We start from the raw sequence: 16,419 nt of genomic DNA on the forward strand, positions 1-16,419 counted from the left end.
CTTCTGTTTGGGGGCTGCGTCAGTCCAGCGCAGCGATCTTGATCTGGTCCTGTTCCAGCCACACCTGCACGGCCTTGCCGCGCAGGGAGTCCGGAACATCGTCCAGTACCTTGTAATGGCCGGCAATGGCGACCAGTTCAGCGTGGAATTCACGGCAGAAAATACGTGCCGTGGTGTTGCCTTGGGCACCTGCCAGGGCACGGCCCCGCAGCGTACCGTAGATGTGGATGCTGCCGTCGGCGATCACCTCGGCGCCCGCGCCGACGGTGGCCATGACGGTCAGGTCGCAGTTTTCCGCATACAGCTGCTGGCCCGAGCGGACATTGGCGGTCTGTATGCGGCCCGGCTTGGGCGCGCCACCGGTGGCCACCGCACTCGGCGCCGGTGCCGCAGGCACGGCAGCGGCGGCACGCGCACGGCGCGGCGGCGGTTCGGCGACCGGCAGGGGCGCAGGGGCCGGTTCGGCCTCGGCGCGCTCGTACTGGGCGCGGAACTTGGCCAGCAGCGGCAGGCCGAGCTGCTGGGAAAGCAGGTCGGTTTCGGTGGTGCCGTAGGCCAGCGCAACCGGCAGCACGCCGGCCTTGCGCAGGCCGTCCAGCAGCGCCTTGGCGGTCGCCACGTCCGGCATCCTGCTGAGTCCGCCGAAATCCAGGATCACGGCTGCACGCCCGAACAGCTTCGGCGCACGCGCGACACGTTCCTGCATTTCACGGGTGAGGCGCTCGACATCGAGGGTGCGGATACGCAGATTGGCGATGCCGACCTGGCCGATCTTCAGTTCACCGGCCTGTTCAAAATCCATGTTCGCTGCCACCGATCAGGTCCCCGTCTGCTGCTGCACGCGCAGCGGCTCGCGGCGATGGCCCACCCAGGGCACATCCGGCAACTGGTCGCCGTAGGTGTCGTGCACCCACTGGTAACTGCACAGGTCCTTGAGCAGCATGCTGGCGCGCACATCCACGTGGGCCATGTTGTTCTGCCCGACCTCGCGGAAGCCGAAGCTGCCGTGGAAGAGCAGGGCGGCATCGGCACCGTGATCGAGGAACACCTCGCAGGTCAGCTGCGGGTAGCGCAGCTCGGCGTAGCTCTGCGCATCGGCATAGAACGCACGGCCAACGCCACCGCCGCGACGGCGGCTGGCGACCACGATGCGGTCGATATAGAAGAATTTGCTGTCAAGCTGCTGCTTGAACCAGGCGAAGTTGCTGCTGTCGTGCTGGCTGTCGCTGCCGAAGCCGATCAGGAAACCGGCCAGGTTGCCGTCGCGCTCGGCGACGCGGAAATACTCAGCGCTTTCATAGAACAGACGCAGGCGGGCGGCATCCAACGGCAGGATGGCCAGGCCGGCATTGTTGTTCAGGGCCAGGACGGAATCGAGCTCGTGCTCGCGCACGTCGCGGATGACAATCGACATTGTGACTCCGTGGGGTAACGCGGTTGGCCCATCGAGGGGCCCTCGGTCCGATTATTGCATGGGTGGCTTCCCCCCGCGAGCGGACAGGCATGACTTCTGTGGGAGTGCAGGGGAACAGGTTCAGCCTACTATGCGTCCATGTTGGGATACCTCAGCCACACCCGAGTACTGCGACTGGCCGGCCTGTTCACCTGGGTCATGGTCGGACTTCCCCTGGTTTACTCACAGTACGAAGCGCTGCTGCGCCGCGGCGGAGGCGTCGATGCGTGGGCGCTGTGGCTGTTTGCTGCGTACCTGGCCTTCGGCGCCGGCTACTTCTGGCTGACCCGCGGGCTGCGCAACGGCGGCCACTCGCGCTGGTATGACCGGGTCATGCTGGTGCTGCTGACCGCGTCGGCGCTGGGCGTGAGCTATCTGAGCGGCTCCGGGCTGGGCAGCATCCTGATGATGGTCGCTGCCGGGGTCATCCCGTGGATGCTGCCGGTGCGCGGTGGCGTGATCTGGCTGCTGCTGAGCCAGCTGGCGGTGCTGCCGGTCTACTACCTCATCCTGAATTTCTCTTTGTTCGAAGCGGTGATGCAGTCGCTGTTGTATGGCGGCTTCTCCATGTTCATCTTCGTGACCAGCCTGGTGGCGCGGCAGCAGACCGATGCCCGTGAAGAGCAGCGAAGGCTCAATACCGAGCTGCGCGCCACCCGCGTGCTGCTGGCCGAAAGCGCCCGCGTCAACGAACGCACCCGCATTTCCCGGGAGCTGCACGATCTGTTGGGTCATCACCTGACCGCGCTCAGCCTGAATCTGGAAGTGGCCGGCCACATCACCGAAGGGCAGGCGCAGGAACACGTCCACCAGGCCCATACTCTGGCCAAGCTGCTGCTGACCGACGTGCGCGAGGCGGTCAGCCAGCTGCGCGACAGTGGCGCGATCGATCTGGCCGCCGCGCTGCGCCCGCTGACCGAGCAGGTCCCCTCGCTGGAGATCCACCTGGATATCGACGAGCCGCTGAGCGTGGAAGACCCCGAGCGGGCCCACGTGCTGCTGCGCTGCACCCAGGAGATCATCACCAATGCAGTGCGGCACGCCGGCGCGCGCAACCTCTGGATCAAGGTCCGGCGCGAGGCGCCCGGCATCGTGGTGCTGGAAGCGCATGATGACGGGGTGGGCGCCGACGGGATCGTGGTCGGCAACGGGTTGCGCGGGATGCGCGAGCGCCTGCAACAATGCGGTGGTGAGCTGCAGATCGAAACCCGCCGGGGCCAGGGCTTCCGCCTTCGTGCCTCGGTACCCGGCGTGCCAGTATTGATGCTGACCGCTGTCATTGAAGGAGTGCGTTGATGATTCGCGTCTGCCTGGTCGACGACCAAACCCTGGTGCGGCAGGGGATCCGCTCACTGCTGGCGCTCGATGACGGCATCGAGGTGGTCGCCGAGGCCGCCGATGGCCGCCAGGCAGTCGAGGTGGTTCCCCAGGTCCGCCCGGACGTGGTCCTGATGGACATGCGCATGCCGGTGATGTCCGGCCTGGAGGCGCTGCAGATGCTGTCGCGGCTGAACCAGCTGCCGCCGACCATCATCCTGACCACCTTCGACGACGACCAGCTCGTCCTGGCCGGGCTCAAGGCCGGGGCCAAGGGCTACCTGCTCAAGGACGTGACCCTGGACCAGCTGGTGGGCGCGATCCGGACCGTGGCCGATGGCGGCTCGCTGGTGCAGCCGGCGGTCACCCAGCGGCTGCTGTCGGGCCTGGAGCACATGCGCAACGAGTTCGTGAGCCTGGACCGGCCGGACCCGTTGACCGACCGCGAAACCGAGATCCTGCGGCTGATGGCCAGCGGCTTCTCCAACAAGGAGATCGCCAATTCACTGGGCGTGGCCGAGGGCACGATCAAGAACCACGTGTCCAACATCCTCTCCAAGCTGGGGGTGCGCGACCGCACCCGGGCGGTGCTCAAGGCCTTCGAGCTGCAGCTGGTCTGAGCCGGTGGACCCGGCGCCGGCCTTCGGGCGGTGACGGGTTTGCAGGTAATTTCTGAATTCTGCGAAACCCTTGCAGCGCAAGCGATGCAGGGGGATTTTCGGTCTCGACAGCCGAATCCGGCAAAGAAATATTGTCCATCCGCTACGTGCTGACACGCGCGATGCGTTATCTTTCCGCTCCTTGTCTATGCAAAACCGCTGCCGACATGGAAACCGGTGTGCCAACCCTGATCAACAACACCGGCGAAGCCTGCTAGGATTGGCGCTTCGCTTCAATCAACCCGGCCGTGGGATCGGCCCCGGAGACTCCTGAATGACCCGTATTATCGAGTTCCTGATCGCCTTGGGGATCGTGGCTGGCCTGTTCGTCATCATTGGCGTATGTCTGCCGGGCGAGCGCCATATTTCCGAAAGCATCGAGACCAACCGCAAGATGACGATCGTGTACGACACGGTCAACAGCCTGCGCCGCTTCAAGGACTGGAACCCGCTCTTGCTGCGCGATCCCGCCGTTGAACTGAAGTACTCCGGCCCCGCTGCCGGCGTCGGCGCACGCCTGGACTACGCCTCCAAGGAAAGCTCCTTGGGCGAGGGTAGCTGGGTGATCACCGAGTCCGAGCAGAACAAGCACGTGGCGATCGCGATCGAGGACGCCTCCAAGGGTCACGACAAGACCACCAGCTTCACCCTGGAGCCGACCGGCAAGGGTGGCCGCAACGTCAAGATCACGCAGGACTACAGCGTCAAGTACGGTTTCAACCTGTTCGGTCGTTACGCTGGTCTGTACGTCAGCCGTCACGCCGGTGACGACCTGAAGCTGGGTCTGTCGCGCATGGCCAACATGCTGGCCACCGTGCCGAACATCGACTACCGCACCGCCGAAGCCCCGCTGACCGATCTGGCCATCGTGGACGTCCCGGCCGAGGACCTGCTGGTCGTCACCGCCGGCAACGTGGACCGCGGCCAGGAGACCATCACCAAGTCCATCAAGGACAACCAGGAGTGGATCAAGCGCGTCATGGAGGCCAACAACCTCGAAGCCGCCGGTCCGTTCCGCATCATCACCACCGATTTCGGCGCCGAGAAGTACGCCTTCGACGTGGCCCAGCCGGTCAAGAAGAAGGGTGCCGAGGCCGCGACGGCCGAAGCCCTGACGGTGAAGATCGACGATGGTGCACCGGTCAAGTACGTGCATGTGGCTCCGCATCGTTCGGCCCACGCGGCCTACACCGGCCACATGGCCGGCCTGGACATCGCCCGCAACGCCCTGCGTGCGTGGTCGGTGACCGGCGGCAACGAAGTGATCGATCGTCCGTACGAGTCCTGGAAGGACGGCGTGGACAAGTCGTTCACTCCGGAAGGCACGTACGACATCTACTGGGCCGTCAAGTAATCCGACGGTTGCCGTGATGTAACGCACGACCTGAAACGCGCCGCTTCCTGCGGCGCGTTTTTTTTTGGCTCCGGCCACGGGGCACTGTCTGAAGGACGCAAGCATGCTCAACCTGGAACGACGCACGCGCAAACCCTCCCTGCTGGCCGGCCTGGGCGGGCTGCTCGCGGCCACGGCGGTGGGCCTGTCGGCATACGCTTCCCATGGCATCGCCGACCCGCTGGCGCAGTCGCATGTGACCACCGCGGCGCTGTACGCCTTCGGGCACGGGGTGGCGCTGGCCGTACTCGGCCCGACCCAGCAGAACACGCTGGGTCGGCTGGCCCTGTATGTCCTGCTGATCGGCACGCTGCTGTTCTCCGGCAGCCTGGTGGCGGGCGCGCTGTGGAAGCTCAGCACCTCGTTGGCGCCGGTCGGTGGCACCGCGCTGATGGTGGGCTGGCTGGCCTACGGGCTGAACGCGCTGAGGCGCTGACATGCCCCGATACCGCCGCGGCTTTGATGTCGATGAGGCGCATGCCTGGCTGAGCCGGCGCGACCGGCGGCTGGGCATGTGGATGAAGCGGCTCGGCCCGATCCAGGCGCAGCCCGGGTGGGCGAAGACGTTCGATCCGGTCGATGCGCTGGCCAGGGCAATCCTGTTCCAGCAGCTCAGCGGCAAGGCCGCCTCGACCATCGTCGGGCGGGTGGAGACGGCCATCGGCAGCACCCGGCTGCACGCCGATACGCTTGCGCGTATCGATGACCCCGGGCTGCGCGTCTGCGGTGTCTCCGGCAACAAGGCGCTGGCCCTGCGCGACCTGGCCAGGCGCGAGGCAGCAGGCGAGATTCCCGACCTGCGCCGGATGTCGGTGATGGACCATGATGCGATCATCGATGCGCTGGTTCCGATCCGCGGCATCGGCCGCTGGACGGTGGAGATGATGCTGATGTTCCGGCTGGGTCGCCCGGACATCCTGCCGGTGGACGACCTCGGTATCCGCAAGGGAGCGCAGCGCGTGGACAAGGCCGAGCGGATGCCGACCCCGAAGGAGCTGCTCGCCCGGGGCGAGAGGTGGGGTCCGTTCCGGACCTACGCCAGTCTGTACCTGTGGCGTATCGCCGATTTCACGGTGGATCCGAAGGCGACGACCAATCGTTCGCAGGGGTGAGGCTACGCGTCCGGCGGCTCCGGCGCGAAGGCCGGGTCGTCGCTGATTCGTGCCCGTGCTGGGTGGCGCTTTTTCGCCGCAAGGTAGCGGTGATGGCGGAAGGTGGCGTAGGTGCCGCGGAGGACCACGACCCCGATCACCACCAGCATTCCCATCCTCCGCAGCGTGTCTGCCATGCCGGCGCTGTCCAGCCTCAGATGCATCACGAACACCCATGCCCACAGCGCAGCGGTCAGGCAGGCCGCAACCCGGCTGCGTTTGTAGACCCCCACTGCCAGACCCAGGTAAACGCAGCTCAGCATCGCAGCAGCGATGAAGTTCATCATGGCGAACACGTGCTGGTTCTGGGCCCACGTCCAGCCACCCGTGGCGAGGGTGAACACGGTGAGTCCCGCGCCCAGTAACCAGAGCTGCGTGACTGGTCTGGTGATCCCGCTCGGCACCTGTTCCCAGTGCGGTGCCATGGGCGTGGAGGGGGGAACCTCACCGGCCTGGTAGGGATTCTGATCGTCCATGGTTGTCCTCCTTGTGGGCCGCCCCGGTCAGGGTTCGGCGTCGCGCCAGCACCAATGCCACGGTTCGTAGACAATCCCATGCGGGTTGTCGCGCGGGTAGCTCAGCTGGAAGTCGAAGCGGCCCGCATGCTCGGCCAGCCACGCAAACGCGGCCGTCGACTCAAACGATGCTTCAGCCGGCGGTTCGCCCGGCGTGCCGATGTCCAGCGCAAGGCCGCTGTGATGCTCGCTGTAACCGGGCGCGGCGTTGACCTTCAGTATGTCCTCCACACTCAGCCCGCGGCTGCGTTTGCGCGCGAAGATGCCCAGCTGATAGTCGTGGCTGCGGTAACCGGAGATCGCATCCAGCGCGATGCCATCGGCGGCGGCCTGCTGGCGCAGGCGTTGCCAGCCCCGTGCGGCCTCGCGCTGCAGCCATAGCGGGCGCCGGTAGCGGTCGAAGCCGGCCAGGTGCAGCTGAGCCGGTTCGGCCTCCAGCGCAAGACCGGTCGCGGCCTCGTAGGCATCGGCATCAATCCCAAGGGTTTCGAGGCGATGCTGCAGTCCACTCAGGGGCAGCACTGCATCGGGCGCGTTGCCACGACGGCGATCCAGCAGCTGGCGGTCCAGCGCATCCAGTGCCTCCTCGATGCCCGGCTCGCGCATCAGGCGCGGCACCAGCGGCAGCACGCCGTGGGCGGTAGCGACGGCGAGGTAGCGCCCATCGCGCTTGCGCCGCAGTACCCACTGCGCGCGAGCCAAGGCGCGCGCGTCGGCAGAGCCGCGTGCACGCAGCAGGCCGCCGGGCCACAGTTCGATCTCGGCGGTGTTGATCAGCAGGGCAGGGGATCGGCGCATGCTGCCAGCTTAGTGCGCGCCCGGCCGCGCGGCCAGCGCCTTCAGGGCATCGAGCAGGACCCGTGGGCGGTCCGGGCTGATCACCAGGGCGCTGCCATCGCGCAGCGGCAGGTGCAGCACACGGCTGCTGTCGGTGACCAGGCAGAACGCCTTGCTGCGGTCGGCCATCCGGTAATGCCCGGACTGAAAGCCCGGCACGCCGTAGCCATTGGTCTTGATCGAGGGCTTGTAACGGCCATGCTCGGCGAAATCGACGATGCGCGCTTCGTCCAGACGCATGTCGCTCACGGGCACGCGCTTGCGGTAGAAGGTCGACTGCACGTCCAGCGTGTCCTGGTGGAGCACGATGCGGCGGCGGGTGTACGCCCAGGTCAGCGCGGCCGCCAGCACCGCCAGGAACGGCAGGGTGATGAACAGTTCGGTGTGTGAACGCTCCGGCGCGTCCAGCGCGGTGCCCACCATCAGGCCGGCGACGAGCAGTAGCGGAACCCACAGCCACAGCAGTCGCCGGACCGGCGATGGGGCAACCTCGAAGGATTGAGCTTCAGACATCTCAATCCTCCTTCTTGAAGATCAGCAACGCCGTATTGAGGGGCGGCGCGAAGACAAGGTTGACCAGTTCCCAGCCAAGGTTGCCGTGCCGGGTCAGCTCGTCCTGTATGTCTTTGGGTTTCACAATGCCCATCATGCCCGGCTTTACTTCAACGGTCAGGTAGCTCCAGCGCCTGCTCATGGCTTGCTCTCCTTGTCGGGGGTGGGTTTGGGAAGGCGTCCGGCCTTGCGCAGCGCATCGCGCAGCACGTATTCGATCTGTGCATTGAGGCTGCGCAGCTCGTCGTCGGCCCAGCGCTGCGCCGCCGCCAGAACGTCGGCATTGATACGCAGCGGGTAGGCTTTCTTTTCGGTCATGCGGGGTCCTTTATCTACAACGCGTGCCGTCCCCTCGGCGCCGCGTTGCGTTGGTAGGTGCCGACCATGGGTCGGCACGCTGTTGCATCAATACAGCGAACCGGCGTTGACCACCGGCTGGGTGCCACGATCCGAACACAGCACGGTCAGCAGGTTGCTCACCATGTGCGCCTTGCGCTCTTCATCGAGCTGGACCACGCCGTTCTTCTGCAGTTCGGCCAAGGCCATTTCGACCATGCCGACCGCGCCAGCGACGATCCGCGTACGCGCGGCGATGACCGCATTGGCCTGCTGGCGCTGCAGCATCGCCTGGGCGATTTCCGGCGCATAGGCGAGGTGGCTGATGCGCGCGTCGATCACCTGCACGCCGGCATCGGCCAGGCGCTCGGCCAGCTCGTCCTTGAGGTGCTGGGAAATCTCGGCGGCATGGCTGCGCAGCGACAGTTGGCCTTCTTCGTGCTGGTCGTACGGATAGCTGGTCGCCATCGCGCGCAACGCAGATTCGGACTGGATGTGCACGAAGCTCTCGTAGTCATCCACGTTGTAGACAGCTTCGGAAGCATCCACCACCTGCCACACGATCACCGCGGCGATCTCGATCGGGCTGCCGTCGAGCTCATTGACCTTGAGCTTGCCGCTTTCGAAGTTGCGCACCCGCTGGCTCACCTTGACCTTGGTGAAGAACGGGTTGTTCCAGCGCAGGCCGTTCTCCTTGACGGTGCCGACGTACTTGCCGAACAGGCTGACGACCACGGCCTGGTTGGGCTGCACGGTGTACAGGCCGACCAGGCTGAGCAGGGCGGTGGTGGCCAGCACCAGGCTGCCCACGATCAGCGCCGGGTTGCGGTTGCCCTTGTCCACCCCGACCACGAACATCCACACGGCCACCGCGGTCAGGGCCAGCACCAGCAGCAGGAAGGGCAGGCCGGACAGCGAGCGGATCGACTTCTCTTTCATGGCGGGGCGTCCTTGGGTAGTTGATTGGAAGATATCAAATTGATATCACTCTGCAAGTGCCGCCCGGGCCGGCCACGCGGCGGCGGCACCGGCTAGAATGCCCTCCCGCCCCTGTTGTCCGGAACACTGCCATGTCCACGCTCGGTACGCCGCTGTCTCCTTTCGCCACCCGTGTGCTGCTGCTGGGATCCGGCGAACTCGGCAAGGAAGTCGCCATCGAGCTGCAGCGGCTGGGGGTGGAGGTAATCGCTGCTGACCGCTACGCCAACGCGCCGGCGATGCAGGTGGCACACCGTTCGCACGTGATCGACATGCTCGACGCGATGGCGCTGCGCGCGCTGATTGCACTGGAGAAGCCGCATCTGGTGGTGCCTGAGATCGAGGCGATCCATACCGAGACGCTGGTCCAGCTGGAACAGGAGCAGGGCCTGCGCGTGGTGCCCACCGCGCGTGCCGCGCGCTTGACGATGGACCGTGAAGGCATCCGCCGGCTCGCCGCCGAGACGCTGGGCCTGCCGACCTCGCCGTACCGTTTCGTGGATACCGACGCCGAGTACCGCGCGGCGGTGGCCGCGATTGGCCTGCCGTGCGTGGTCAAGCCGGTAATGTCCTCCTCGGGCAAGGGCCAGAGCACGCTGCGCCAGGACGCCGACATCGCGCCGGCCTGGGAGTATGCGCAGACCGGTGGCCGCGCCGGTGCCGGGCGCTGCATCGTGGAGGGCTTCATCGATTTCGAGTACGAAATCACGTTGCTGACCGTGCGTCACGCAGGCGGGACCTCGTTCTGTGCGCCGATCGGGCACTGGCAGAAAGACGGCGACTACCGAGAAAGCTGGCAGCCGCAGCCGATGTCGCCGCGCGCACTGGCACGGGCGGAGGAGATTTCGCAGGCGATCACCGATGAGCTGGGTGGCTGGGGGCTGTTCGGGGTCGAGCTGTTCGTGAAGGGCGACGAGGTGTGGTTCAGCGAGGTATCACCGCGGCCGCATGACACGGGTCTGGTGACGTTGGCCTCGCAGGAGTTGAGTGAGTTCGCGCTGCATGCGCGCGCGATCCTGGGGCTGCCGATCCCGGTGATCCGCCAGAGTGGTCCGTCGGCGTCGTGCGCGATGCTGGCCCACGGCGAAGGCGTGCCGTTCTTCAGCAATGTGGCCGAAGCGCTGGTGCAGCCGGATTCGGCGCTGCGCCTGTTCGGCAAGCCGAGTGTGCACGGGCATCGCCGGGTAGGGGTGACGCTGGCGCGGGGGGCGGATGTCGATGAGGCGCGGAAGATTGCGCGTGAGGCGGCTGAGGCGATCGGGATCGAGCTGCGGTCGTGAGGCAGGGCGCCTTGGGTGCTGTCGGTGTGAGGCGATCGGGCAGCCCGATGCAGGACCCGCCGTAAACCCATCCCTGGGGGCTCGTAGTGCGGCATCCATGCCGCACACGGTCCTTCATCGGGCTGCCCGATCACCTCTTCGCGGAGGGTCGGTTGGGCGGATCCAACGGCGCGGCAGAAAATGGCAGGACAAAAAAACGGCGAGCCTTGGCTCGCCGTTTTTCGTTGAAAGCGAAGCAGAACTTACTTCACGTCCACCCACACCAGATGGTGGTCGCTGCCATCGGCGATCTTCGCGTCCGGGCTTTCGTTGGCCGGCCAGAAAACGCCACTGCCGATGTAGTTGAAGCCGACCGAGGGCAGGACGTAGTCCAGCCGCATCGTGCCCGACTTCGGGCCGAAGTCGCCGGTGGCGTGGAAGGGCGCGCCTTTGCGGGTGATGCCTTTTTCGGCATACGCCAGGCTGGTCTGCTCGGCGCCGACGCTGCGCGGGGTGGGGTAGCGCAGGACGCGGGGGCTTTCGATCAGTTCGACGATCGCGTCGTGGCGGCCGTCGCCGTCGACCGGGTCGTTGTTGAGGTCGCCGAGGATGACGAAGCGCGCGTCCTGCGGGAGGCCGCCGCACTGGCCGCGGTCATCGCACAGCCAGGAGGTGTCGCGGTCCTTGAGGTAGTCCTGCCACAGGCGCAGCTCGTCGTGGTTGCGGGCGGCGTTGCGCTTCTCCGGGCCGTCGAAGACCGGCGGGGTCGGGTGCGAGACCAGGGCGTGCACGGTGCCGTTCGGGGTGGTCACCGGCACGTCCCAATGCGATTTGGAGGACAGGCGCAGCTGCGACCAGACGTGGTCGTTGTAGAAGGATTTCCCGGTGCGCGGGTCGATCGGGCGCAGGGCACCGGGCATCGCGCTCCACTTCAGCAGCTGGAAGCTTCGGACCTTGGCTTCATCGATCGGGTAGCGCGACAGCACCAGCATGCCGTACTGACCCGGGTGCAGGCCGTAGCCCCAGGCATCGTTGCCACGGGCGCGGCCTTCGCCGCCGATCTCGCCGTTGTTGTCCAGGTCCAGGCCGCTCTGCACGCCGGTGTTGACCGGGGCGAGGTAGCGGTAGGCGTAGTGCAGCGGCTCACCGCCGCCCGGTTGTGCGGCTTCCAGGTAGCGCTGCTGGAACAGGTCGGCGGCGCGGTGGGCGTCGTCGTAATCGAATTCGTTGAGCAGCACCAGATCCGGACGGACCTGCTGCAGGACGGCGGCGATCTTGCGCGCGTGTTCGCTGTCGCCTTCAAGCTCGGCGATCAGGCCGCCGGTCTCGTCGCTGTACAGGGAGGTGTTGTAGGTGGCGATCCGCAGCGGTGCGGAAGCGGTATCCGGCATGGCGGCGGTCTTGGCGGGGGTCTGGGCACAGGCGCCGCAGAGCAGGGCCAGGGCAAGGATCAGGGGATGGGCTTTCATCCGCCTATTTTGCACCCGTCGCGGTGTCAGTGATGCGTCAGCGGCCGTCCAGTTCGTCATCGAAGGCATGCCAGCGGCGGCCATCGTAGGCCTCCAGCGGGCGGAACCGGCGCTTGTAGTCCATCTTGCGGTGGTCGCGGATCCAATAACCCAGATACAGGTGCGGCAGCTGCTCGCGCTGGGCCCAGGCGATCTGCTGCAGGATCGCGAAGGTGCCCAGGCCGCGATGGGCCTGCTCCGGGTCGAAGAAGGTATAGACCGCCGAGAGCCCCTGCGGGGTGACGTCGGTTACGGCGACGCCGAGCAGCGGGCCGCGATGGCCGTCCTCGGCCGGGCCGCGGATTTCGACAAAACGCCCCTGCGACCAGCGCCCGATCAGAAACTGATCGAACTCGTGCGGGCCGTGTTCGTCCATGCCGCCCTGCGCGTGGCGATGGGTCAGGTAGCGGTGGTACAACGCGAACTGCTCGTCGGTCTGCTCGGCCGCGACGATCCGCACTCCCAGATCCGCATTGCGGGCCAGGCAGCGGCGCTGGCTGCGGTCCGGTGCGAAGCGGGCCACAGGGATGCGCACGGCCACGCAGGCGTGGCAGTCCGCGCAGTGCGGGCGGTAGACCAGATCGCCGGAGCGGCGGAAGCCCCAGCCCAGTGCCATCGGGTACAGCGTGCCCAGGCGCGGATCGTTGGGATCGAGCACCAGATCGCGTGCGGCCCGCTCCGGCCAGTAGCCACAGGGGTGGTCACCGGTCTGGAACAGTCGCAGCTCGTCGTCGCGGTCGCCGTGTATTGCCATGCCCACAGCATAGCCCCGTGCCGTCGCAGCCGGCGCGACTGTCTGCCAAATGAACACGGCCTGCCGGGCTGTCAACGGTGCTGGCGCCCACGCGTTGTTACCGGTGTGGGTGCCACGCACCGCACGCAGTTTCCCTCACCAACCGGAGTTACCCATGCGCAACCGCAAATCCCTCCTGCTGCTGGCCCTGCTGCTGTCCACCGGTGCTGCCGGCCTGGCGGTCGCCGCCGATACCCCCGCCGCCGCCGACAAGCCTGCCCGCGCCAAGCTGGACACCAATGGCGATGGCTTCATCGACCGCACCGAGGCGGCCAGGTCGCCGCGTCTGGCTGCGCAGTTCGACACGCTGGATGCCAACAAGGACGGCAAGCTGTCCCGTGAGGAACTGCCGCGCTGGCACGACAAGCGCCATGGGCGTGGCCCGGGTGGGCATGGCGACTGGATGGCCAAGCTGGACACCAACAAGGACGGCCGCATCAGCCGCGAAGAGGCCAAGGCCGACCCGCGCCTGGCCGCGCGCTTCGATGCGATGGACGTCAACAAGGATGGTTACCTGGACAAGGCCGACCGCGAGCTGCGCATGAAGCAGCATCGTGATGCCTGGTTTGCCGCGGCCGACACCAACAAGGACGGCCAGCTGAGCAAGGCTGAGTTCGATGCGGCCAAGGGCCCGTTCGGTGGCCCGCGTGGCGATCATCGCGATGGCAAGCACCGCGATGGCAAGCCGCCGATGCCGCCGAAGGCACCGGCCGCGAAGTAAGTCGTAGGGTGGTGGTGTGAAACGAAAGCGCCGGTCATCGACCGGCGCTTTTTCTACATCAGATGCGGCCGTTCCTGTACATCGCCCAGGCGATGGTGCCGATCACGAACAGGTTCATTACCCACAGCGCCTTGCGGCCATACAGCGACTCGTACTTCCAGTTCGGGCCGGTGCGGCCATGGCGCGCTGCATCGCGAGCGATCATCGGGGCCATGATCCGCTGCAGCGGAACCAGGCATTGATAGTTGATCACGGCCAGGCCGATGGCCAACGCCACCACCGGCCAGTACCAGGCCAGCGGCAGGAAGCCCAGGGCGAACACGGCCACGCAGGTCACCATGGCGGTGAAGGTGCTGTAGTGCACGAAGCCGCGGATGGCCGTGCGCTCGTCATGGCTCTCGGCATACGAGAGCAGATAGCGGCCGCCCAGGTAGCTGCCCAGCACGCCACCGACCATGCTGCCGAGGATCGCACCCCACGCGAAATCCGGCGGCAACACGTGGGTCTGGCTGGCCGCTGCCGTCAACGACCCCAGGGCGGCACCGCCGGAAACGCTGGCACCGCCCAGGCCGAGCTTGCTGGTGCCAAGCCCAGTGCCGAGCAGGATCGCGGCACTGGCGGTACCGGGGGCGGCGACCAGCACCATGGACACGACGGTGGTCGCGAACGCAGCGCTCGGCGCACTGCTGCGCGCGAAGTCGCTGAAGCGACGCATCATTTCCTCGCGGACGGTGGCGCGCGCGCGCGACAGGCGCTTGCGCACGGCGGCATCGCTGAGCCCGAGCAGATCGGCGACCTGCTGCGAGCTCTGGCCTTCGCGGTAATAGAGCAGCAGCGTCTCACGGCTGTCTTCGGGCAGCGCAGAGATGATCTCTTCGGCGGCCAGTTCTTCTTCCACCCGCTGCAGGTGTTCCGGGGCACTGGGGCTGGGGTCGGCGGCCATGTTGATGGCGATCTCGGCGGCCTCGCCTGAGAGCGGGCGGCCGCGGTTGGCGCGCAGCCAGTCCCGGGCGAGGTTGCGGGTGATCTGGCGCAGCCACGGCAGGAAGCTGGCGTGGTTGTGCAGCTGATTGAGCTGCTGCCAGGCCTTGATGAAAGCCTCCTGTGCGATGTCCTCGCTGGCATGCACGTCGCGGGTGATCGCCAGCGCGATCGCGGTGACCGTGTTCTGGCAGGCCAGCACGATGCGCCCGTAGGACTGCTGGCAGCCGCCTGCGGCAGCGGGCAGCTCGCGTTCGAGCGTAGTGGTCAGCGGATGCGTCATGGCACGTTCCCCGGCGGTGATCCGAGTATGACGATGCCTCAACCCGAATGTGACCGGATAGTGCCGGCCGCTGGCCGGCTCTGCAGGATTCCAACCGCACGAGGAGCCGGCCAGCGGCCGGCACTACCCGTTATTCGGTGGGCTGGATCCGGACCCGCACTTCCTCTTCTTCCGGCGGGGTGGCGGCCGGTGCGGTCGGCGACGCCGTCGGCTGCACGGCCGGTGCTGATGCCGGGGCGGGCGCCACGACCGGGGCGCCGCGGTGGCGCATGACCACCACCATCGCCACGGCAGCGATCACCAGCAGCAGCCCGATACGGATGCGCCAGGCCCAGTTGCGCGGCGCATCGTTCTGGGCGACCTCGTCGCGGAACGCGAACTGCGCGGTCGGGTGGTCGCGGCGGGTGGTTTCCAGCAGGCGTGCATCGCGCAGGATCTCGCGGGCGCGCGGCTGGTCATCGGCATGCACCACCCACAGGGTCGGGTGGGTGGTGGCCTTTTCCTTGTCCAGATAGCTGAACTGGCTGCCGCGCTTGCTGTGGTACGAGCGGCCGTTGGTGATGCGCACCTCGATGCCGGCGTCGCGCAGCAGCTGGGCCACGCCTTCCACGGTCTCTACGCGCTGGCTGTTGAAGATCTGTCTCATGTCAGTCCTTGGCCGGCACGGCGGCGGCCGCGGCACTGTCATCGACCACGCGGATCAGGCCTTCCTGCGCCGTACTGGCGACCAGGATGCCGTTGCGGGTGAAGAACTGGCCACGCGCCAGGCCACGCGAATCCTGCGCGCTGGGGCTGTCCAGCGCGTACAGCAGCCAGTCGTCGGCGCGGAACGGGCGGTGGAACCAGATCGCATGGTCCAGCGAGGCCATCTGCACGTGCGGCTGGTAGTAGCTGATGCCGTGCGGGAAGGTCGCGGTGCCGAGCAGGTGGAAATCCGAGGCGTAGGCGAGCAAAGCCTGATGCAGCTCCGGAGCATCGCCGACGGTCTCGTTCAGGCGCAGCCAGACCTGGTGGTAGGGCGGGCGCTTGGGCGGATTGAGTTCATCGCGCGGGTAGACATGGCGGAACTCGAACGGGCCGCCCCGCGAGAGCCAGCGCTGCACCTTGATCGGCAGACGATCCAACACCGCCTGCGGCAGCGGCTGGTTCGGCTCGATGTCTTCCGGCTGTGGCACTTCCGGCATCTTGTGCTGGTGCTCGGCGCCGGTCTCGGCCTGCTGGAACGAAGCGGCGCAGAAGAAGATCACCTTGCCGTGCTGGATCGCGGTGACCCGGCGGACGGAGAAGCTGCCGCCGTCACGGGTGCGGTCCACGTCATAGACGATGGGATGGTCGATGTTGCCGGCGCGCAGGAAGTAGGCGTGCAACGAATGCACGTGACGGCCGTTCTCGACCGTCTTCTGGGCGGCGGACAGCGCCTGGCCCAGCACCTGGCCGCCAAAAACGTACTTGGTGCCGATATCGCGGCTCTGGCCGCGGAACAGATTGTCTTCCAGGCGTTCGAGCGAGAGCAGGTCGATCAGCTCGGAAACGACGGGTTCGTGCGTGGCGGACAAGGGAAGCAACCTGGGGTGGGCGAAAGCAAATTATAGGGTAGTGGCGGGCCCCGGCCCGCCCCCCCCCCCCCCAACCCAAGATAAAATGGGTGTTTGACGGCCCCGCCCCCCCCACCCCCCGCCGGGG

Annotated in this window: 20 protein-coding genes; 7 read left to right on the forward strand and 13 right to left on the reverse strand. The window is 66.9% G+C overall.

All coding sequences use genetic code 11. The features are described 5' to 3' along the window. Positions 1 to 19 precede the first annotated feature (19 nt). Positions 20 to 802, reverse strand: a complete 783-nt coding sequence (minC, locus tag ABE422_RS17595; protein WP_346483417.1) for a septum site-determining protein MinC — start codon at positions 800 to 802, stop codon at positions 20 to 22. 15 nt (positions 803 to 817) lie between these two features. Next, positions 818 to 1,414, reverse strand: a complete 597-nt coding sequence (locus ABE422_RS17600; protein ID WP_088432114.1) for a GNAT family N-acetyltransferase — start codon at positions 1,412 to 1,414, stop codon at positions 818 to 820. A gap of 138 nt (positions 1,415 to 1,552) precedes the next feature. Here ABE422_RS17600 and ABE422_RS17605 point away from each other — a divergent pair, with 138 nt between their 5' ends. The 5 genes from ABE422_RS17605 (at position 1,553) to ABE422_RS17625 (ending at position 5,934) form a co-directional block, all read left to right on the forward strand. Next, a complete protein-coding gene (locus ABE422_RS17605; RefSeq protein WP_088432115.1) occupies positions 1,553 to 2,749 on the forward strand; it encodes a sensor histidine kinase in 1,197 nt (398 codons plus the stop codon). Further along, positions 2,749 to 3,390, forward strand: coding sequence for a response regulator transcription factor (locus ABE422_RS17610; RefSeq protein WP_019184539.1), 642 nt, complete (start codon positions 2,749 to 2,751; stop codon positions 3,388 to 3,390). The genes ABE422_RS17605 and ABE422_RS17610 overlap by 1 nt, the downstream gene beginning before the upstream one ends. Before the next feature lie 313 nt (positions 3,391 to 3,703). Then, positions 3,704 to 4,783 carry an SRPBCC family protein gene (locus ABE422_RS17615; protein WP_313212728.1) on the forward strand — a complete coding sequence of 360 codons (1,080 nt, stop codon included), beginning with the start codon at positions 3,704 to 3,706 and terminating at the stop codon, positions 4,781 to 4,783. Positions 4,784 to 4,886: 103 nt separating this feature from the next. Next, positions 4,887 to 5,258 (forward strand): DUF423 domain-containing protein, encoded by a 372-nt coding sequence (locus ABE422_RS17620; protein WP_346463936.1) that lies wholly within the window; start codon positions 4,887 to 4,889, stop codon positions 5,256 to 5,258. A 1-nt stretch (position 5,259) separates the two neighbouring features. Next, complete coding sequence (locus ABE422_RS17625) at positions 5,260 to 5,934, forward strand: DNA-3-methyladenine glycosylase (RefSeq protein WP_313217581.1); 675 nt, start codon at positions 5,260 to 5,262, stop codon at positions 5,932 to 5,934. A gap of 2 nt (positions 5,935 to 5,936) precedes the next feature. Here the strand turns inward: ABE422_RS17625 and ABE422_RS17630 are convergent, their stop codons facing one another. The 6 genes from ABE422_RS17630 to ABE422_RS17655 all read right to left on the reverse strand — a co-directional run bounded on the left by ABE422_RS17630 (position 5,937) and on the right by ABE422_RS17655 (position 9,152). Beyond that, positions 5,937 to 6,449 carry a hypothetical protein gene (locus ABE422_RS17630; protein WP_346483418.1) on the reverse strand — a complete coding sequence of 171 codons (513 nt, stop codon included), beginning with the start codon at positions 6,447 to 6,449 and terminating at the stop codon, positions 5,937 to 5,939. Positions 6,450 to 6,476: 27 nt separating this feature from the next. Further along, entirely contained in the window at positions 6,477 to 7,286 is an 810-nt protein-coding gene (locus ABE422_RS17635; protein ID WP_346483419.1) for a M15 family metallopeptidase, read from the reverse strand. A 9-nt stretch (positions 7,287 to 7,295) separates the two neighbouring features. Then, positions 7,296 to 7,838 carry a PH domain-containing protein gene (locus ABE422_RS17640; protein ID WP_313212732.1) on the reverse strand — a complete coding sequence of 181 codons (543 nt, stop codon included), beginning with the start codon at positions 7,836 to 7,838 and terminating at the stop codon, positions 7,296 to 7,298. Between the two features lies 1 nt (position 7,839). Further along, positions 7,840 to 8,019 carry a DUF4177 domain-containing protein gene (locus tag ABE422_RS17645; RefSeq protein ID WP_123728652.1) on the reverse strand — a complete coding sequence of 60 codons (180 nt, stop codon included), beginning with the start codon at positions 8,017 to 8,019 and terminating at the stop codon, positions 7,840 to 7,842. Then, positions 8,016 to 8,195, reverse strand: a complete 180-nt coding sequence (locus tag ABE422_RS17650; RefSeq protein ID WP_313212733.1) for an Arc family DNA binding domain-containing protein — start codon at positions 8,193 to 8,195, stop codon at positions 8,016 to 8,018. Before ABE422_RS17650 ends, ABE422_RS17645 begins: the two co-directional genes overlap by 4 nt. Positions 8,196 to 8,282: 87 nt before the next feature. Next, positions 8,283 to 9,152 (reverse strand): SPFH domain-containing protein, encoded by an 870-nt coding sequence (locus ABE422_RS17655; protein WP_088432124.1) that lies wholly within the window; start codon positions 9,150 to 9,152, stop codon positions 8,283 to 8,285. A gap of 131 nt (positions 9,153 to 9,283) precedes the next feature. On the opposite strand from ABE422_RS17655, the gene purT reads away from it, so the two are divergent. Continuing rightward, the gene (gene purT / locus ABE422_RS17660; protein ID WP_346483420.1) at positions 9,284 to 10,471 is read left to right on the forward strand and encodes a formate-dependent phosphoribosylglycinamide formyltransferase; all 1,188 of its coding nucleotides are present in this window, start codon (positions 9,284 to 9,286) and stop codon (positions 10,469 to 10,471) included. 242 nt (positions 10,472 to 10,713) lie between these two features. Here purT and ABE422_RS17665 read toward each other — a convergent pair whose 3' ends face one another. Together ABE422_RS17665 and ABE422_RS17670 are read right to left on the reverse strand one after the other, a co-directional pair. Next, on the reverse strand, positions 10,714 to 11,919 hold the full coding sequence (locus ABE422_RS17665; RefSeq protein ID WP_346483421.1) for an endonuclease/exonuclease/phosphatase family protein: 1,206 nt from the start codon (positions 11,917 to 11,919) through the stop codon (positions 10,714 to 10,716). A gap of 37 nt (positions 11,920 to 11,956) precedes the next feature. Next, positions 11,957 to 12,712 carry an arginyltransferase gene (locus tag ABE422_RS17670; protein ID WP_346483422.1) on the reverse strand — a complete coding sequence of 252 codons (756 nt, stop codon included), beginning with the start codon at positions 12,710 to 12,712 and terminating at the stop codon, positions 11,957 to 11,959. Between the two features lie 154 nt (positions 12,713 to 12,866). Here ABE422_RS17670 and ABE422_RS17675 point away from each other — a divergent pair, with 154 nt between their 5' ends. Beyond that, positions 12,867 to 13,472 (forward strand): EF-hand domain-containing protein, encoded by a 606-nt coding sequence (locus tag ABE422_RS17675; RefSeq protein WP_346483423.1) that lies wholly within the window; start codon positions 12,867 to 12,869, stop codon positions 13,470 to 13,472. 58 nt (positions 13,473 to 13,530) lie between these two features. Here the strand turns inward: ABE422_RS17675 and ABE422_RS17680 are convergent, their stop codons facing one another. The 3 genes from ABE422_RS17680 to tesB form a co-directional block, all read right to left on the reverse strand. After that, a complete protein-coding gene (locus ABE422_RS17680; RefSeq protein WP_346483424.1) occupies positions 13,531 to 14,736 on the reverse strand; it encodes an RNA polymerase sigma factor in 1,206 nt (401 codons plus the stop codon). Between the two features lie 130 nt (positions 14,737 to 14,866). Next, the gene (locus ABE422_RS17685; RefSeq protein ID WP_313217592.1) at positions 14,867 to 15,382 is read right to left on the reverse strand and encodes a DUF2007 domain-containing protein; all 516 of its coding nucleotides are present in this window, start codon (positions 15,380 to 15,382) and stop codon (positions 14,867 to 14,869) included. A gap of 1 nt (position 15,383) precedes the next feature. Next, the gene (gene tesB / locus ABE422_RS17690) at positions 15,384 to 16,292 is read right to left on the reverse strand and encodes an acyl-CoA thioesterase II (protein WP_346483425.1); all 909 of its coding nucleotides are present in this window, start codon (positions 16,290 to 16,292) and stop codon (positions 15,384 to 15,386) included. Positions 16,293 to 16,419: the final 127 nt, after the last annotated feature.

Origin of the sequence: Stenotrophomonas sp. TWI1151 (assembly GCF_039673135.1) — a bacterium.
In the GTDB taxonomy this organism is placed as follows: domain Bacteria; phylum Pseudomonadota; class Gammaproteobacteria; order Xanthomonadales; family Xanthomonadaceae; genus Stenotrophomonas.

Bases quoted from the DNA above. Each gene is read 5' to 3' on its own strand.
- minC (WP_346483417.1), bottom strand. From the start codon at position 802: ATGGATTTTGAACAGGCCGGTGAACTGAAGATCGGCCAGGTCGGCATC.
- ABE422_RS17600 (WP_088432114.1), bottom strand. From the start codon at position 1,414: ATGTCGATTGTCATCCGCGACGTGCGCGAGCACGAGCTCGATTCCGTC.
- ABE422_RS17605 (WP_088432115.1), top strand. From the start codon at position 1,553: ATGTTGGGATACCTCAGCCACACCCGAGTACTGCGACTGGCCGGCCTG.
- ABE422_RS17610 (WP_019184539.1), top strand. From the start codon at position 2,749: ATGATTCGCGTCTGCCTGGTCGACGACCAAACCCTGGTGCGGCAGGGG.
- ABE422_RS17615 (WP_313212728.1), top strand. From the start codon at position 3,704: ATGACCCGTATTATCGAGTTCCTGATCGCCTTGGGGATCGTGGCTGGC.
- ABE422_RS17620 (WP_346463936.1), top strand. From the start codon at position 4,887: ATGCTCAACCTGGAACGACGCACGCGCAAACCCTCCCTGCTGGCCGGC.
- ABE422_RS17625 (WP_313217581.1), top strand. From the start codon at position 5,260: ATGCCCCGATACCGCCGCGGCTTTGATGTCGATGAGGCGCATGCCTGG.
- ABE422_RS17630 (WP_346483418.1), bottom strand. From the start codon at position 6,449: ATGGACGATCAGAATCCCTACCAGGCCGGTGAGGTTCCCCCCTCCACG.
- ABE422_RS17635 (WP_346483419.1), bottom strand. From the start codon at position 7,286: ATGCGCCGATCCCCTGCCCTGCTGATCAACACCGCCGAGATCGAACTG.
- ABE422_RS17640 (WP_313212732.1), bottom strand. From the start codon at position 7,838: ATGTCTGAAGCTCAATCCTTCGAGGTTGCCCCATCGCCGGTCCGGCGA.
- ABE422_RS17645 (WP_123728652.1), bottom strand. From the start codon at position 8,019: ATGAGCAGGCGCTGGAGCTACCTGACCGTTGAAGTAAAGCCGGGCATG.
- ABE422_RS17650 (WP_313212733.1), bottom strand. From the start codon at position 8,195: ATGACCGAAAAGAAAGCCTACCCGCTGCGTATCAATGCCGACGTTCTG.
- ABE422_RS17655 (WP_088432124.1), bottom strand. From the start codon at position 9,152: ATGAAAGAGAAGTCGATCCGCTCGCTGTCCGGCCTGCCCTTCCTGCTG.
- purT (WP_346483420.1), top strand. From the start codon at position 9,284: ATGTCCACGCTCGGTACGCCGCTGTCTCCTTTCGCCACCCGTGTGCTG.
- ABE422_RS17665 (WP_346483421.1), bottom strand. From the start codon at position 11,919: ATGAAAGCCCATCCCCTGATCCTTGCCCTGGCCCTGCTCTGCGGCGCC.
- ABE422_RS17670 (WP_346483422.1), bottom strand. From the start codon at position 12,712: ATGGCAATACACGGCGACCGCGACGACGAGCTGCGACTGTTCCAGACC.
- ABE422_RS17675 (WP_346483423.1), top strand. From the start codon at position 12,867: ATGCGCAACCGCAAATCCCTCCTGCTGCTGGCCCTGCTGCTGTCCACC.
- ABE422_RS17680 (WP_346483424.1), bottom strand. From the start codon at position 14,736: ATGACGCATCCGCTGACCACTACGCTCGAACGCGAGCTGCCCGCTGCC.
- ABE422_RS17685 (WP_313217592.1), bottom strand. From the start codon at position 15,382: ATGAGACAGATCTTCAACAGCCAGCGCGTAGAGACCGTGGAAGGCGTG.